Source organism: Thauera butanivorans (assembly GCF_048398245.1).
In the GTDB taxonomy this organism is placed as follows: Bacteria; Pseudomonadota; Gammaproteobacteria; order Burkholderiales; family Rhodocyclaceae; genus Thauera; species Thauera butanivorans.
In genome coordinates this window covers 3,746,623-3,762,920 of sequence record NZ_CP183038.1, presented here as the reverse complement: position 1 = coordinate 3,762,920, position 16,298 = coordinate 3,746,623, and the positions used below count along the sequence as shown (strand labels likewise).

The 16,298-nt window shown below is 55.1% G+C and carries 13 protein-coding genes; 7 read left to right on the top strand and 6 right to left on the bottom strand.

Annotated elements, in window-relative coordinates; translation table 11 throughout:
• Positions 1-99 precede the first annotated feature (99 nt).
• The 4 genes from ACNQFN_RS18145 to ACNQFN_RS18130 all read left to right on the top strand — a co-directional run bounded on the left by ACNQFN_RS18145 (position 100) and on the right by ACNQFN_RS18130 (position 4,823).
• Positions 100-1,038 carry a hypothetical protein gene (locus tag ACNQFN_RS18145; RefSeq protein ID WP_418647179.1) on the top strand — a complete coding sequence of 313 codons (939 nt, stop codon included), beginning with the start codon at positions 100-102 and terminating at the stop codon, positions 1,036-1,038.
• Positions 1,035-2,057, top strand: a complete 1,023-nt coding sequence (locus tag ACNQFN_RS18140; RefSeq protein WP_418647178.1) for a polysaccharide deacetylase family protein — start codon at positions 1,035-1,037, stop codon at positions 2,055-2,057. Before ACNQFN_RS18145 ends, ACNQFN_RS18140 begins: the two co-directional genes overlap by 4 nt.
• A gap of 11 nt (positions 2,058-2,068) precedes the next feature.
• Complete coding sequence (locus ACNQFN_RS18135) at positions 2,069-3,529, top strand: polysaccharide lyase (protein WP_418647177.1); 1,461 nt, start codon at positions 2,069-2,071, stop codon at positions 3,527-3,529.
• Between the two features lie 94 nt (positions 3,530-3,623).
• Positions 3,624-4,823: a hypothetical protein gene (locus tag ACNQFN_RS18130; RefSeq protein WP_418647176.1), complete on the top strand. Its 1,200-nt coding sequence runs from the start codon at positions 3,624-3,626 to the stop codon at positions 4,821-4,823.
• Positions 4,824-4,871: 48 nt separating this feature from the next.
• On the opposite strand, the gene ACNQFN_RS18125 is transcribed toward ACNQFN_RS18130, so the two are convergent.
• From ACNQFN_RS18125 to ACNQFN_RS18100, 6 genes are all read right to left on the bottom strand, one after another.
• Entirely contained in the window at positions 4,872-7,898 is a 3,027-nt protein-coding gene (locus ACNQFN_RS18125; RefSeq protein ID WP_418647175.1) for a DNRLRE domain-containing protein, read from the bottom strand.
• A gap of 261 nt (positions 7,899-8,159) precedes the next feature.
• Positions 8,160-9,077, bottom strand: a complete 918-nt coding sequence (locus ACNQFN_RS18120; protein ID WP_418647174.1) for a polysaccharide pyruvyl transferase family protein — start codon at positions 9,075-9,077, stop codon at positions 8,160-8,162.
• A gap of 246 nt (positions 9,078-9,323) precedes the next feature.
• On the bottom strand, positions 9,324-10,541 hold the full coding sequence (locus tag ACNQFN_RS18115; RefSeq protein ID WP_418647173.1) for a phosphotransferase: 1,218 nt from the start codon (positions 10,539-10,541) through the stop codon (positions 9,324-9,326).
• Positions 10,542-10,602: 61 nt separating this feature from the next.
• On the bottom strand, positions 10,603-12,072 hold the full coding sequence (locus tag ACNQFN_RS18110) for a lipopolysaccharide biosynthesis protein (protein ID WP_418647172.1): 1,470 nt from the start codon (positions 12,070-12,072) through the stop codon (positions 10,603-10,605).
• Between the two features lie 109 nt (positions 12,073-12,181).
• Positions 12,182-13,213 carry a glycosyltransferase family 2 protein gene (locus ACNQFN_RS18105; RefSeq protein WP_418647171.1) on the bottom strand — a complete coding sequence of 344 codons (1,032 nt, stop codon included), beginning with the start codon at positions 13,211-13,213 and terminating at the stop codon, positions 12,182-12,184.
• A 228-nt stretch (positions 13,214-13,441) separates the two neighbouring features.
• Positions 13,442-14,152: an N-acetyltransferase family protein gene (locus tag ACNQFN_RS18100; RefSeq protein WP_418647170.1), complete on the bottom strand. Its 711-nt coding sequence runs from the start codon at positions 14,150-14,152 to the stop codon at positions 13,442-13,444.
• Positions 14,153-14,279: 127 nt separating this feature from the next.
• On the opposite strand from ACNQFN_RS18100, the gene ACNQFN_RS18095 reads away from it, so the two are divergent.
• The 3 genes from ACNQFN_RS18095 to ACNQFN_RS18085 are packed head-to-tail and all read left to right on the top strand — an operon-like array spanning position 14,280 to position 16,284.
• A complete protein-coding gene (locus ACNQFN_RS18095) occupies positions 14,280-14,528 on the top strand; it encodes an acyl carrier protein (protein WP_418647169.1) in 249 nt (82 codons plus the stop codon).
• A gap of 6 nt (positions 14,529-14,534) precedes the next feature.
• Positions 14,535-15,377, top strand: coding sequence for a hydrolase 2, exosortase A system-associated (locus ACNQFN_RS18090; protein WP_418647168.1), 843 nt, complete (start codon positions 14,535-14,537; stop codon positions 15,375-15,377).
• Complete coding sequence (locus ACNQFN_RS18085) at positions 15,364-16,284, top strand: hydrolase 1, exosortase A system-associated (protein ID WP_418647167.1); 921 nt, start codon at positions 15,364-15,366, stop codon at positions 16,282-16,284. The genes ACNQFN_RS18090 and ACNQFN_RS18085 overlap by 14 nt, the downstream gene beginning before the upstream one ends.
• Positions 16,285-16,298 lie beyond the last annotated feature (14 nt).

The following is a 16,298-nucleotide window of genomic DNA, read 5'->3' as shown; positions in this document are numbered from 1 at the left end:
CCCCTGCGGCGCTTGTGATCGAAACATGCCTGATCGGCGGAGTGAATATGTCAGAATCGTTCTTTCGTTGATGCGGATATTGACTTTGGCGCAAAATCAATGATTACCTCAAATAATCACCATGATTTCGATCTGCCCGGTTTGCATGCCGAAGTTTTGTCGCGTAATCCTGCTCTCGCTGATATCGATGTGAGTGGCGAGCTTGGGGCGTTCATCAATGGGCTTGATGAACAGGACCCATACAGGGGTTATAGCTATATTTCACAATCTCTTGTTGACCGGCTCGACCAGTTGGTGAGGCGGCTGGGTCCGAAGGCTGCGCCTGAATTCCTCAATCTACTATTGCTGGAATTAATCGCTCAGTTCGACTCTCGCTTCGAGAAAAGCGGGTTGCATGACGATTTCAGGCCTGAGTTCGCACGTAATTTCGACAGAATTCTTGCTGATATCAGAACTCCTCCCGAGGCACCAATGATTGGGCTGGGCAGTGATATGTTCCTCAAGGACCTTGGCATTGCTCGCCTGCACTTGATTCCATGCGTCTCTCACCTGGTCTATCGCTACTCCGGGGTTCCGCGACGGGCGTTGATTGGCGTGAAACAACCTTCGGCTTTCTTGCGTGTGGCTCGCACTCTTGCCAGAGCCGGTGGTTTCAGACCTTTCCTGGAAAATCATGTGCACCCTAGAATGCTGGACCGGTTCGATCAGGCTGGTCGACAGCAGTGCTATCGGCTCATTTGTCGTTTACTGGATTTGTGGCCGGATGCGCGTGGACTCATGGGGACGAGCTGGTATTACGATCCAAACGTGGGGCAAATCAGTCCTCGTCTTGCCTATCTGCATGATGAGCCGGCACAAGCCGGTGCGTGTTTTGTCGACATGGGCGTTCATCCAGATGCTACGGCGAGCGCTCTTGCACGTTCCCCTACGCGCGCCCGGCTTGCACAGGAAGGGAGATATCAGCCGCGGAACTATATGATGCTCTGGACGCGAGCGGACATTCTTGCTCGTTACGGTCAAGGACAAAGAAATAAATGAAATCGGCGATTCTGGGTGTCGCAAAGCGGATTGGCCTCTTCAATTTGGGGCTGCGTGCATTTCGTGGTCATCTGAGGATACTTTGTTATCACGGGATCTGGACGGGCGATCCCCCACATTATGGTGACTGCCTGTACATGAGCGCAGCACGCTTCAGGCAGCGCTTGAATCTGCTTGAGACGTTGGGTTGCGACATACTTCCGCTTGATGAAGCGTTGACGCGTTTACGTGATGGAACGCTCCCCGACTTTCCCGTGGTACTGACGATCGATGATGCATGGCATGGTACTTATAGTGAGATGCTTCCGGCACTGGAGGAGCACGGATTCCCTGCGACAATTTATGTAACAACGTATTATTCCGAGAAAGGGCAGCCGGTCAGAAACGTACTTATTGGTTACATGGTTTCGCGTACGAAGAGTCTGTCGGATGCACTCGCGAGGCTGTCGCCACTCATGTCGGATCCGTCATCGGTTCCGGACTCGTTGGGCTCGTTGTCTGAACGCCTGTCCGATCAGGCTGATACGCTGCCTTCGGATGAGCTGCGACGAGAATTTCTTGCACGGATTGCTGCCGCGGTCGGCCTCGATTTCAACCGGATAGACGCTGGGCGTTGCTTCCATCTCATGGGAGAAACGGAGCTTTCCGATGCTGTGCAGCGCGGGTTCGATGTGCAATTGCATACTCATCGCCATCAGATGTACGATTTCGAACCTGATCGACTCGTTGCAGACCTGGAAATCAATCGTGCGCAGATATCCAAGCTTGCAAGTGTGCCGGCCGAAACCCTGAACCATTTTTGCTATCCTAGTGGGGTGTACAATCAATCGATATTCAAGGCCCTTGAATCGGTAGGGGTCGCGTCTGCGACCACCACAGATTTTGGCCTGAATGGACCCGGGAGCAATCCTTATGCACTAGCCCGGGTTCTGGATTGCGAATCCATGTCAGATCTTGAACTTGAGGCAAAGTTATGTGGCTTCTGGAGTCTGATGAATCGTTTGCGGGGAAGTGCCTGAGCTTCATTCGCATGCTGCTGATGGCAGTTGCCTTGCAGCTTGTTCCGCAAGCGTATGCAGAGGGAGGGCGACTGTCTGATGGGCCGGAAGGCATCACATGCGATTTCTTTTCGGCCGAAGGGCGTCTGGCATGGGCGAGACGAGGGGGGGACTGGATTGATGCGTCGGGAAAGCTGCACGGTGATGGCGCATTGTCGACTGGCATGGCCCCTGGGACAGCCGGTCAGGTAACCGAGCTGGACGTAAGCACCTTGCTCGAGACGATGCGCAAGAGGTCGGATGGCTTTGGTGGGTTGATTCTTCACTATGTCGGCCCCAGCGGTACTTTGGCATATCACTCCCGCGAGAGTCAGGATCTCCAGGCCCGACCAGCCCTGGAGGTCGTTCTGACCGACGGAAGGCGGATGACGCTTGCACCGGTGGCGGATACCGTTCTGGATTGTTCCACGAGGCGAGCGCTTGGCAGGAACGACACTTTCAAGCTCAGCGACAACCAGCGCGCATTCATCGAGTTCGATCTTGCCTCGGTTGATATGGGAAAGATTACCAGCGCGATCTTGAGGCTCACCACGCAGAGAGTTTGGGGCAATCCGAAGGGGGAGGTTGCAGTGTTCATGGCCGCCTTGCCAGGCAGCGACCGGGTATCCGAGAATCGCCGAGGCATTGCAGAGGCTTACCCGGGGGATAGAAATATCCAATCGCATCCTGCTGTTTTTTTTGCGACTGGCTTCGAGCAGCCGCCGTTCTCTCGTGGCTGGACCGTGCTGGCAAAGAAAAGCCTGGCCGAGCTGGTCAATAGTGCGGATGAGAACGGTTTTACGCCTCTTCTTGGCAATGCACTCAAGGTTTCATTGAATCCCCGGCAGAATCTCGGTCTGGATCTCCGCTACGACTTCGCCAAGGAGCTTGCTCGGGAACCGACCGAAGCGTACATGCGTTACTACCTGATGTTCGGTAAGAATTGGCAGCCCGATGTCGATGGAGGAAAGCTTCCTGGTTTCGCGGGCACCTATAACCAGGGCGGCTGGGGGCTCAGGGCTTCTGACGGTACCAACGGCTGGTCGGCCAGGGGTGCGTTTGCCAGGCAGCACTCATCGAACTCCCTCGCCCCTTCGCCGGTTGCAATCGGATCGTATGTCTACCATGTCGATTCAGAGGGGAAATCGGGTACTTTCTGGGGCTGGAATCTGGGGCCGACAGGAATGCTCGATACAGCCAGATGGTACGCGGTCGAACAGTATGTCCGAATGAATACACTTGGAAAGAATGATGGTGTATTTCGAGCCTGGATCGATGGAGAACTGGTGTTCGAACGGACGGATCTTCGCTTTCGTGATGTGGATACCCTGAAAATCGAAACGGCCTGGTTCAACGTCTATCATGGCGGGACGGCCAAGCCGCCCCGGGAAATGTCCCTCTATATCGATAACGTGGTGATTGCAAGTGAATATATCGGGCCCATGGCGAGGTAGCTCGACCAGGGGAGCTGCGTGCTTGCCCATAGCGTCAGCTCCGTCATTCCGATGCGGTCGAGCATCTTTCATTCGAGCAGTTGCGGCAAGTGCATTGGTGCTCCAGATCATTGGCACTCCTTGCTCGGCTGGCGCAGACAATACTTCGGCCACAGAAGCGAAGACGCCGCCGGCGGGCGTACGGCAGAAGCTGCTTGCCCTCGAGCCTGGTCGTGGTCTCGTGTTGGGAAAGGCTGCTGTTCTGGGGGAATTCAATGATGTGGCAAGGGATCATTCACTTGATCGAACCGGGCCGCGTGGCCGTGATTTCTCAGTCAAGATGGTCTGGGCACCAGATCGTGATGCCGCTTTGTTTCTGGGGGCAAATCATGGTAGCCCGCACAGGCTCAATGACGTCTGGGAGTTCGACCTTGACGCCATGGCTTGGCGGATGCTGTATGCTTCCGACAATTCCCGCAGCTATGCTGGATTGGGTAAGGACATGAGCGATGTGTTGTTCAAGGACGGCGTGCTGGTGACGAAACGAGGTGGGCCAGCTGTGATTGGCCATACGTGGTGGGGGATGGCCTACGACTGGACGGATCGTCAGATCCTTTATATGAACACCTGGGCGACCGATCAGGATAAAGCTATTCTCGCTCTTGGTGGCGATCCCATGCAGCGCTACAAGGGGCCTCCCTTGTGGAGTTTCGACCCGACTAGCAAGAGCTGGGGAGCGATCAAATCGAATGGCCCATATCCGCGTGCTCCATTCGCAGGCTTTATGGAGTACGTCGAACCACTCGGTGGCGTGGTCTGGCATTCAAACCATTGGCAGATGCGGGCAACATGGCTTTTCCGCACGCGATCGGGGGAATGGGAGAAATTGGCCGAGCACGGCAAGGAGGTTGATTACCTTGGCGAGGTGCCTCGACAGGAGCAGGTCGGTTATTACGACCCGATTCGAAGAATACTGGTGCTCAGTAGTGGCACGCGGACATCACATTTCGATGTGATTCGGAAAAGATGGCGAAAAATCATCGATGAACCTGAAGGATCCGATCATGTTCCTGACGCGCACGATGCAAGAACGCCCATGTACTTCGATCCGAAGAGTGGGCATGGCATTTTAGTAGATCTGAAATCCAGCAGGATCTGGGGGTACGATCCCGACAGGGGGGCGTGGAGCAACTTGCAGATAGATGGTGATCCGATGCCGTCCGGAAAGAAACAGCTTGCTTATTTTGATGCGAACTTCAATGTGGTCGTGGTTTTGACCGAGAACAAGGTCTGGGTTTATCGCTATCAAGGTTAGCTTTCAGGCTTCGCACGGACAAGTGCCGTGCGAAGCCTTGTGCCGGATTTACTCGTCTGACGGCAAGGACCAAGTGACGACCAGTTTCGGTATAAGAACAGAATCAGAATTGTTCTCGCTGCTGATGATTTGCTTGCGATTATTATTTCCCGTGCCCGCAAGCAAGCGCCAGCCCATATTGCTCTCGCCTGCTGCGATACTGCGCACACGTTCCGTGACGTTGAACACGAGTTCGCCAGGGCTCCAGGGGGCATTTACTTGCGCATCGGCGATGCTTTCATAATCACTTCCTTGCCCGCTGGCGCCTGGCGCGCTCCAGCTTGTATTGCTATTGGCACGATTCCAGGTGGCCTCGGATTCCGACCAGTTTACGCGCATCGCATGGAGGCTGATAACGCTGTCGTATGATCCTTTGCTGAGATGGAGTGTGGCTGTTTGAATTACTGCCCCATCGGGAACCGGGCCGCCTTCGGATGCGAGGATCGCAAACCGTAGCAGAGGGACATAATTGTTGCGGTCGAGCTCCATCTGAGCGCTCGCACCGAAGTTCAAGGTTTTGTGATAGTTCGACAGATACGTATCCGCTACACCTTTGTAACCCGCGATATTGCGTTGCATGACCGTCGTGACGGGCTCACCGCCTGTTGGTGGTTGAGGCGTTTCCTCGTCAGGATCAGTGGGGCTGCCATTGCCTCCCTCGGGGTCAGCCGATCGCCATGTGATCTCCAGAATCGGGCGGGTGTCCGTGGCGGCTTGCTCGCTTGAGTGAATTTCCTTCCGGTTGTTGTTGCCACTGCCTGCTATCAGCCGCCAGCCGTTGTTCGGGGCGCCTGTAGCGTACTGGCGTAGCCGATCGGTGACGTCAAAATCAAGCCATCCTGGATTCCATGGTGCGGCAACGATTGCGTCTGCTGCGGCGATGTAATCATGGCCGGCACCGGCAGCACCGTCTGAAGACCAGTTGGCACCGATACGAGGACGACTCCAGGTTGCTTCGGTTTCAACCCAAGGAACCAACATTGCGTGAAGCGCAATCGTGCTGTCGTAAGCGCCCTTGTATAGACGCAGCTTGGCCGATTCTATGATCGCATCATCTGGAACCGGGCCGCCTTCAGAGGAAAATATCGCAAACCGCAGCAGAGGTACGTAGTTGTTGCGGTCGAGATCCATGCGTTGGCTTGGACCGAAGTTGCTTGCCTTATGATAATTGGAAATATAAGTGTCGCTCGTACCGTTGTATCCGGTTCCCTGTTGAAGACTTACGGTTGTTGTTCCGACATCAGGACTGGGGGCCACGGCAGTGAGGGTGATTGCCGGTGTCGCCACGGTGGCGCCAGCATCGTCAGTCACCTCAGCAGAAACAGAGTAGGCTCCCGCGCTCGGTACCGTCCACGAAGCGACGTAAGGTGCAACGTTGCTCATGCCCACGATGCCGCCGTTGATCTTGAAAACGACCATCGCAACGGTGCCATCAGGGTCGCTGGCCTCGGCCTGCATGAGCAATGTGGTGCCGGTTTCCAGAGCGCTCGTGGATGTGGGTTGCGTAAGGCTGATGACGGGAGGTTGGTTCACAGGGTCGGGACCATCGCCAGGCTGGGAGCCCCCGTCACCCGGATTGCCGTCGTCATCACCCGGATTATCGCCGTCGTCACCCGGGTTACCACCATCGCTGCCAGGCGGGATCCAGTCCTCTGGCTTGTAGACCCAGATATTGCCAAGTGAAACATCCTCGAGTCCCATGAAGACATCAAAACCGGGGATATATTTCCACTTTCCAAGTATCCCCACGCCGACGTTGCCTGGAGGCGTCTCGCCGATTTCGGCTGGATGACGTATTACTGTCCAGCCATCTCCGGTTGGAGTCGATGGGGGCACAATGCTCCAGACTTCACCTGTACCGCACCACAACAGAAATTCGGAGCGGACCGGATCGTAGTCAATGGCACAATGCGTTATCGCTTTGCCTGCATCGGTGAGCCAATCGGAGAGATCCCTGACAGATCCGACAACTGCAACACGCTGATCACGATTGGTGATGCGCTCGGGATTCAGGTCCCAGAAATAGAATGGATTGGCATTAGTGCCAGTCCGGAGCACGATGTTGAGAATGGGGTCATGAGCGCAGGTTGTTTGGCCCGATGGGCCTGACCAGTACACGCCGACGCGGCTGAGTTCATCGAACGAAGGGTCGTTGATGTCGATCAAATCGTAGCGATAGAGATCAAGGGCGGTTCCGCCGGTCCGGGCAGCAACGAAAACGACGTCATGCCCCTCTGGCGACTGGTTGTAGGCGGTACAACCATTGATATGCGAGCGAGGGCGCGTCAGGTGGGAGAGGTGCTTGTGGATGTCACGATTCTCCCACATGTTGCCGCCGAGGATGTCGGCATAGGGGGCTACGCGCTGCACATGCGACCCGGTAGTACCACCAACCTTGTCGGGATCGGCTCGTGACGGGTCGAACAGATATGGCCCCGTCTGTCTAAGCGCCCCGGGGATTAGTTCGTCTGGTCGTGTGTAGGCTCCGCCGGTATTGTAGATTGCACCGCCGAAATTGAGATATCGGTCGGCGATGGGGAGGTAAACTGCGTTATCGTAAGTATGCGCAGACGTAGGGGCTGCATCCGCCCCGTCAATTGCGTTCCAGGTATTCGATCCAACAAAAAAAGTCTCACTCGGGAGTGCTGCCCGACTCCATTGCAAGTCGCGTGAGCGCCATCTGTAAACGTCATTGCCGGAGTAGTTCGCATGACCTCCTCCATACAAAATCAAATCGCCGCGCTTGCTGTCCCACGCAAAACTGCTCCATGAACCGAGAATCTTCGAGGGGGTTGGATTGCTGGAGCTTCCATACAAGGGCCTGAGAGCGGCAGGTGTCCATACATCAGAAAATGCATTTTCGTTGACTTTTGCCCAGCTGCCCTCGGGCATCTCCTTGATGATCTCGAGTAACGGTCCTTCCGCATAGGGGGCGCCTTGTGCCATGGCGCCGAATGTCGCGCCAGTCAGGAAAGCAGTTGCAGCAATGTGCTGGATGGCTGTTGCCATCGTGCGACGAAAATCCTGATGTGCCATGCATGATGCGTTCATTTTCTTCCTCTCGGCCACCACACTCCCTAGGCTGGCGCTCCGCTTGAGCACATCTCCTGCCGCATGATGGATTGGGTTGAGTGCCTATCCGTTAGGCTGATCTCAGCCAAGCAAAATGAATGCCATGTTCCGTTGTTCAAAAAAAAGCAGTTAAAACAGTTTTCTGTAATGAAAGGGGCCATCCATCTTTGTAAGGATGTGACGGAGTGTAAATTATTCCGACATCTGTTGCGGTGAATGGCCTGGTCATGTTTTTTGAATAATGGGATGCGTTCTGGAAAACTGGTCCAGCAGATCCAGATAGCGATTCGTGTGTGATTCGATTATGCTGTCTTTGCTCAACTGAGGAGGGCGGTTCAGCGCGGCCTTGAGTTCCAGGGTTGCACGAGCACGCTCCTTCATACCGGTTTTAGCCGGCGGAGGCTCAGTCCAGTTTGTCGGTGCAATTCCTATGCGAGCAAAGCCGCGCTTTACTTTGTTCTTAAGGCGGGGGACGGGAAGGGAATTCCTTTCGGGATCATATAATGACGTTATCACACTCGGTTGATACGGCAAATCGAGGGTTGATAGCCAGTCTCCCCATTTGAAAGCCGAGATGTAGTCGTAGCAGACGGCCGGAATCCAGGGGATTCTGAGAGCGTCTGCAATTATTGCTCCATGCATGGCCTCGCATACCATGACTTTGCAACGCGTCATCTCGCGAAAAACGCGCTCGACATTCCATTGAGCGCTGACATGATGAATTCCGAGATCGTCGCAGACTCCAGACCAGTCATAGTATTGGCTACTCAGGGTGTGGGGAATGAAACCGTATTCCTTGTCCTTGATGGGAGCCCTGGGATAATCTACGGCACGGACAAGTATGGCGGCATCAGTGATGACCTTGCGCTTGTCTTCTCCGAGCAGGCGAGCACTTTCGTACCCTCGAAGGGCATGAATGATCAGGCGGCCGTTTCGCTCGGGTAAATTCCCATAACCAACACCGCTGCCGAATACATGTTTTATCGGAGCGCTCGGAAGCCGATGATTCAGCAGTGTCCCTATGCCGATGAAGAGTTCCATCTCATCTTCATTCATCAGGCTTGGGGCGAGCTTCTTCCACAACCAAGGGTTTAAGTCATCACCGAAATTACCGTGAGGGTCCGCAAAATAGTATAATTTCATATGTGAACAGAAATCCATTAAGGCTGACCATGAAATGGTGCCTCGGAAACGTTTCACAATGATTAAAGGGAGGGGCGCCTGCATCAGATCAGGAAGGCAACGGTCTAGGCGAGTGCTCCTGTCCCTGATGGCACGGATGGGCGTAACAAGATGTAGCTGCCAGTTTTTGTGCGCGACCAGATTATTGGTGGATATGATATTTGGCCGTTGGCGGCGTCGGACGCACACGATTGATCGAGGAACGGCTCAAGTTTCGCTAAGCGGGTTTTTTTCCATCCAGATTCTCGCACTCTGGCTCGGCTGCAGGAGCCATTCGAGCCTGTTCATCTCGGTCCAGCGGGAAATTCCATCGGTTTGCCTGACAAGATGGCTTAGCCATAAATAAATGCTCAAATGGCCGAGGGCGAGCTCGGTGAGCTTGAATCGGGTTCGCACCATATCAAGCATTCGTTCGAGTGTTGGCTCCTGTACCCCATCCCAGATCATGCAGAGAACCGTCATAGGTGAACACCCTCGCCAATGTGCGAATGCGAACGCAGCAAAGTAAAGCGCATCCTCGCCGACTGGTGCTCCCAGGCCTGCCCGCTCCCAATCCACAATTCCTGTAATGACAGGTGTCGACGCTGACTCTTCGCTGAACAGGACATTCGAGAAGCAGTAATCTCGATGGGCGGTCGTGGTTTCAAATTGTGCGCTGCTCAACCATGCTTCAATTCGTTTGATGGGCTCCTGAACAAAAGTCCGCAGATGGTTGTTCTCAAGAAGTGAAAGAAACAGCCCTGGGGTAAACGTAATCTTCCTTCCGGCATGGTTTGACTGGCATGTACCAGTCGGGTTGCTTGCTGGCAAGGCGTTGATGGCTGCTGAAACGTGGGCCACGAGAGCGTCGGCACTGAGCGATCCGGCACGAATCATTCGCCCGGGGAGTCGTTGCTGGGTCAACATCCAGCCGACGGGGTGTTTCCGATAATCGATGATGCGTGGGATCAGATGATCATTTCCTGATCTGGAGAAAGCCTCTCTCGCCCATTCGCTGCCTTGTCGATAGCGGTCGCCACGCATTTGATCATCGGCCACGTGAATGACAACGGGAGTATTGTTCCTCGTTGCGAGCACAACAAGAACATCTGCATCCGCAAGGTAGGTTCTGGTTGATGTTGCAGGGTCGATTGCGAGTTCGTTTGCCAGATGCGAAAGGCTCGCCTTTCTCAGAACCAGAGCGCCCTGTGCCACGATCGACAGCGAGGCTGTTGAGAATGCCTCGACGTGGCCACTTGTGGCAGTCAGCCGTTCTCCTTTCAGCGTAAGAAAATTTCCACGCGCCGTGAGCCACGAAAGAAGCGAATATGCGATCTGCAGCAGCTTGCGTGTCCGCCCAGGCCAGCGATTGTTGTAAAGCCATCGTGGGGGGGGCGTGTCGGCCCCGGCTAGCCTTGCCAGTTTGTCGAGTGATCCAGTGCTCATGATCGGTTATCTTGCTTGGTCGTTTTTTTGGTGATGCACCGCTCTGATGCAAGCGGAATCGTCATGGGCGAAATCGCTGGCGGAGAAAATCCATCAGAAACTTTTCCGGAGCCTCGGGCCTTCCAATGATGGCCCAAAGAGCTAGAAGTGAAACTGCATAAACCGACATGCCTGTCGGGATTGCCAGCGCCAGAATCATTATGGCATCTTTTTCTGTTTCAACTTGCTGCGGCAACAGGTATGACACGGCAAACCACATGGCCAAGGCGGCCATTATTGGCCGCCAAGCCGTCCGAATCCGATCAATGAACCCGATTCTCAGCAGGTATGCGGTAAGTGCCATTTCGATCGGAATGATGATGAGCTTTGTTCCAAGAATTGCGTAGCTCACGCCCTCGAGTCCGCGGCCTGAATGAAGGCCGTAATAGATTGCGGGAAGCAATATGATGAATTCAGCAGTCTTCAAACCTGTTGCCCATGAAGGTACGCCAAGCACGTTGAATATCGAATTGTTCGTTGCCTGGAAAACTGCGACGGCACCGTATAGGCCGAGAATCTTGATTACCGGCACGGCAGGTAACCATTTTTCACCTAGCAGAACCAGCACAAAAGGCTCGGCAAGAAGCACGATGCCCAGCCCGGCGGGTAGCGCGAGCGTTACTATCATTGCCTGTGAGGCGAGGAAGGAGCGCGCCAGTAGAGCGCGATCGTGAGCGACTGTGGCGTAGCCAGGGAAGACAGCCCGCATTATCGGAAAGATCAGTTCCGAGGTGGGAAGCGTTGCTATCTCGTGACCAACGCGATAGAGGCCTAAAGCGCTAGCATCTAAAAATCTGCCGATCATGAAATCAGGGCTGCGGGTACCGAAGTAGTCGATCACTCGGGTGAGGACAATCCATTTCGAAAACTTGAAAAGAGCTTTTGTTTTCGAAAAATCAATTCGCGGCCGGAAAGGATGCATCGCGTAACTCAATACGACGCCTGCGATGCGGGACGCGGCCATACCGGCTACCAAGGCCCAGTAACTACGGAAGTGGAATGCGAGCGCTACTGTGATGGCGAACGAAATTATCTTTTTGAAAAAAATAAACCGGAAATCCTTTCCAAAGTTCAGATTTTTTCTGAAATCAACCGTTCCGATGTTTTCGAAACCTTGAAGTAGCGCCACTGCTCCAAAGATGTAGATAATCGTCTCGAGCCGCGGATCGCCAAAAAAATACGCAGCTGGGATGGCTAGTGCTGCAAGAATCAGAGCCGCGAGAATGCCGTAACATACGGAAACAGTCCATGCGCTGTCATAGTGTTCACGAGCGGCGTGCTGCTCGCGAATCAGCGCCAGGTCGAATCCAAATTGACCAGCTATCTCGACAAAGGCAAAGACAGCCATTGCCATTGCGACGAGGCCAAAGTCTTCGGGTACGAGAAGGCGCGCCAGGATCAGCGTTGAAACGATGCCGATGCTTCGTTCCACGAATCTCATGCCGATCATCCAGGCGGCGCCTGCTGCAACTTTTTTTCCGACTGATGTCAATACGCCCTCCGTTCACTGAAAAAACGGCTATTTGAATTTCTGCTTTCTTGCTTGAAGCGCTGTGTGTAGGGATCCGGTGTTACGTGGATGTATGTCGGATGGATTGTTTTTATTTGGCGGCTGTCTGCTGCCCAAGCCTCTTGATTGCAGCAATTGCTCCTGCCAGATAGGATTTGATCAGCAGCCGCGTATACGCAGTAGCTCTACCGTATTTTTTGCTTTCTCCCAGTAGCTCTCTCGCCTGGGAGCCGCGTCCGGCGATGATGCAACGGGCAGCCCAGCTCTCGTAGATCCTGAGTCGCTGCTGTCTGAATTCATCGGAATGGGCGGCGGCGAATTCGGGATAGGCTGCTTCAAGGCGGTTCAACACCTCGAGATTCAAGCGGTAGCCCGGTTGGGTGAAAGAAAGGCTGCCTGGGCGTTGTTGAATGATTGTCAGAGGTTGGTTGATTCGAGCGTAAGAGCGATGCTTGCATACCTTGAAATAGAAATCGATATCTTCGGCGATCGGGAGTGTGACGTCGAATCCACCGATTTCGCGGGCGCGATCTGTGCGGACGAGAACGGTAGGTGTTCCAAGGTAAGGGTCGCGGAACAAGGGAAGAAAATCGTGGTGAATCTCGGCGAATGCGGCGTCGTATGGTGTGGCCGCCTGAGACCCTATGCGTTCCATGACTTCAGCTTCACTGCTTACGTGGTGTGTAAAGCCGGTGCTTACCAGGACGACATCCGGGTAGGTGCTCATTAAACGAATCTGTTTTTCGATTTTGCTTGGGTGCCAATAGTCATCGGCATCAAGGAATGCGATGAACTCGCCTGATGCGGAATCGATGCCGGTGTTTCTTGCTGCAGACGCACCGCCATTTGGTCTATTTATGAGTTTGATCCTGGGGCCATAGCTCATTGCAACATTTTCGGTGTCGTCCGTTGAGCCGTCATTCACGACTATGCATTCAACGAAAGGATGGGTTTGTCCCAATGCGCTTTCGATTGACCGGCGAAGATAGTTTGCGCAGTTGTAGGCGGGAATGACAACGCTCACCAATGCTTGAGTGCTGGCATTGGTGTCATTTTTTCGCGATTCCCGTTTGCTGGATACTGATTCGGTGGGACCCGTCGAAGGAGTCGTCAGGAGTTCCATTGTATCGGTGGTCTCATGATGCTGTGGAGCGCAGGGAGCGTATGTCCTTGTGGCAACTGAACTGAATAATGCCTGCCGGATGATATCAGGGTTTGGGGGGACTCATTAAGTCAAGCAGCCAGTCCTTGCGAGTGTAGCCCGCAGCTGCGAGCGGCTATCGAGAACCTGGAGTTGGTTCGGGCGCTCGTTCCATGTTGCCGACTGTCATGCTCGGCTGGCGAGAGGTGGCTACTTGGCCCGTGGAGGGTGAAGAAGCAGCGTGGGGCGCGAAGTTGTGGATATCGAGATATGGATGTAGGGATGTGCGCAGGCAATCATCACTTGCCACTTGCCGGCCTTGATGAAGCTTGCCGAGAACAACTTTTGGATACCTAATCGGCGGTGAGAGTCGAGCGACTGGGGGTTCGCGGCGGCGATCCTCGAAAAACTCCAACGTATGCCTTCGCTGGCAAGCTGTCGGTTGGCGCTGGCCCACAGTCTGGAGAACGTGCGTCCCATGCGAAAATCTGGATCTACATAGACATCATAATCCCAGGCGCTTTGAGCAGGGTCGGCGAGGCGATACAGGCAGCGCACGGTGTCTTCGTCGTATTGGTTGTGCGCAAGCCAGATGTAGCCGGCGAAGCGTCCGTCAGTCTGGGCTGTGATGCAGCGATCTCCGTTGGCGAAGCGGCGTGCGATGACTTCCTGCGGGCGTGGAAACTGGCTGACGATTGAGGCGTCGGGGGAGATGAACCCGATGGATGTGCGGGCACCGGGGGGCAGGGGGCGCTCTTGTGGTGAAGGCGGTACGGGCTGGGCTACCAGATGGTAGCGGATGAGGCGAAGTCTGCCGCCCGTCGTTTGTGCGAGCGCCTTTCCGAGAAGATAAATGAAGCCTTCCTTCCGGCCGAACTGCTGGAAGGTGCTGGTCAGACGTGATGCGAGGGAGGTGTTCAAAATGTCTCCGCTTCAGGCTACAACGGTTTGTTTGTGACGAGTGGCGTTTATAATACCCCGCGTTCGGCCAGCGCTTCAGATGCGATGATCGAACTTGCGAAAACCGATCTGCATTGGGGAGTGATCTTTGGATATTCAGAAAGAAGTTCTTGCGATTCTCGATGACGTGCTGAGTCTCAATGGCCGGGCGCAGGAATTCGACGTCAATACGGCCTTGCTGGGCGCCGTGCCCGAGTTGGACTCCATGGCGGTGGTAGGCGTGATCAACATGCTTGAGGAGCGCTTCGGTTTGTATGTCGAGGATGACGAGATCGACGGCGCGACTTTTGCAAGTGTGGGGACGCTCGTCGAGTTCGTGTCCGGGAAGCTGAGCTGAGTCTGCATGTCCTCGTTGCGGCGCGAAGCTTTTTTTTTGCCGATTGGCGGAGGCGGACAGCGTTTCTGCTTGCTGACCGGGCCTGCCGCCGCGCAGTCGCGTGGAGCGGTGCTGTATGTTCATCCGTTTGCTGAAGAACTGAACAAATCCCGGCGCATGGCGGCCTTGTGTGCCGCCAGTCTGGCCAGAGCGGGGTGGACGGTTCTTCAGCTCGATCTGCTGGGGTGCGGCGATAGCAGTGGCGATTTTGCCGATGCGTCTTGGGATGCTTGGTTGGCCGATCTGGATGCGGCGTATCTGTGGCTGGGCGAGCAGGGGTTCGAACATGTCGTGCTATGGGGCTTGCGCGCCGGCGCGCTACTGATATCGGACTGGCTGTCGCGGACGGACACCGGAAGCCATGCGGTGATCCTGTGGCAACCGGTAGGCAATGGCAAGCAGCACCTCAACCAGTTCCTACGGCTGAAGGGTGTCAGCGGGATGCTGGACGAGCACGATGCAAAGGCCGTCATGGCGGCGATGCGTGCGGATATCGATGCGGGCAAGGCGGTGGAGGTGGCAGGATACACGCTTGGCTCAGAGCTATGTGCAGGGTTGGAGGCGGCAAAGCTGAGCTTCCGCTCAGGTTTCCATGCTCCAGTTCGCTTGCTTGAACTCAATTCCGTGGAACCAGCTACCTGTTCCCCAGCCATTGTCATGCTGGCCGAGCGTGCTGCTGCCCAGGGTGTGGACATTGTGGCCAAGTGCGTACATGGACCATCGTTCTGGCAAACGCAGGAGATCGAAACTTGCGAAGCCCTGCTCGATGCCACCTTGGTGGCGATGGACGAGATGCATGGGAGTCATTGAGCAGGCACTGATATTCGATTGCGGAGATGACAGCCTGCTCGGCGTCATCTCCTCCTCTGGTCAGGATTCATCGATCGGTGTCCTGATCGTGGTTGGCGGCCCCCAGTATCGGGTGGGTAGCCATCGCCAGTTCGTCAATCTTGCCCGTTTCTTGGCCAGGCACGGCATACCGTGCATGCGCTTCGACTACCGGGGAATGGGGGATGCCACTGGCGCTCAGCGTAGCTTTGCGGAGGTCGGTGACGACATTCAGGCCGCCATCGAAGCGTTCGTTGCTGCGGCGCCAGGGTTGAGGAAAATCGTGTTGTGGGGTTTGTGCGACGGTGCTAGTGCAGCCTGCATGGCGATGCCGGCGCATCCGCTGATTGCCGGTGCGGTGCTGCTCAACCCTTGGGTTCGCACTGCGGAGGGAAATGCCAGCGTAATGCTTCGTCACTATTACCTCCAGCGACTTTTCGATGGGCGGTTCTGGCGTAAAGTCCTGCGTGGCGATGTGCACTTCGTGGGTGCATTGCGGTCCTTGATGGCCACGGTGCTTGGTGCTGGAAAACGGCAAGGAGCGTCAGCCTCCGTAGCGCAAACCGCGCCTCAGCAGGTATCGGCCCCAGCGAAACCGCCACACTTGGCTGACGTCCCAGATCTGCGGCAACGGATGTTGGACGGTTTGACGCAATCCGGCCGCCCATTTGCAGTCTTGTTGAGTGGGCGAGATTTTGTTGCGCGTGAGTTTCAGCAACTGACGAAGCTTGATTCGGGATGGCGCTGTGCGATGGATTCGAAACGGGTTGCCGTAAAGCATTTCGAGCAGGCGGATCACACTTTTTCCCGTGTTGAGGATGCATGCGAAGCGGAACGTTTTACGCTCGAATGGATCAATCTGCAGGCTTCGAGCAGTTTCAGGTCGTGATTCTGGGGGAAGGC

Coding starts and splice junctions, on each gene's coding strand:
- ACNQFN_RS18115 (WP_418647173.1), bottom strand. CDS start 10,541: ATGAGCACTGGATCACTCGACAAACTGGCAAGGCTAGCCGGGGCCGAC.
- ACNQFN_RS18120 (WP_418647174.1), bottom strand. CDS start 9,077: ATGAAATTATACTATTTTGCGGACCCTCACGGTAATTTCGGTGATGAC.
- ACNQFN_RS18085 (WP_418647167.1), top strand. CDS start 15,364: ATGGGAGTCATTGAGCAGGCACTGATATTCGATTGCGGAGATGACAGC.
- ACNQFN_RS18105 (WP_418647171.1), bottom strand. CDS start 13,213: ATGGAACTCCTGACGACTCCTTCGACGGGTCCCACCGAATCAGTATCC.
- ACNQFN_RS18135 (WP_418647177.1), top strand. CDS start 2,069: ATGCTGCTGATGGCAGTTGCCTTGCAGCTTGTTCCGCAAGCGTATGCA.
- ACNQFN_RS18145 (WP_418647179.1), top strand. CDS start 100: ATGATTACCTCAAATAATCACCATGATTTCGATCTGCCCGGTTTGCAT.
- ACNQFN_RS18125 (WP_418647175.1), bottom strand. CDS start 7,898: ATGGCACATCAGGATTTTCGTCGCACGATGGCAACAGCCATCCAGCAC.
- ACNQFN_RS18140 (WP_418647178.1), top strand. CDS start 1,035: ATGAAATCGGCGATTCTGGGTGTCGCAAAGCGGATTGGCCTCTTCAAT.
- ACNQFN_RS18090 (WP_418647168.1), top strand. CDS start 14,535: ATGTCCTCGTTGCGGCGCGAAGCTTTTTTTTTGCCGATTGGCGGAGGC.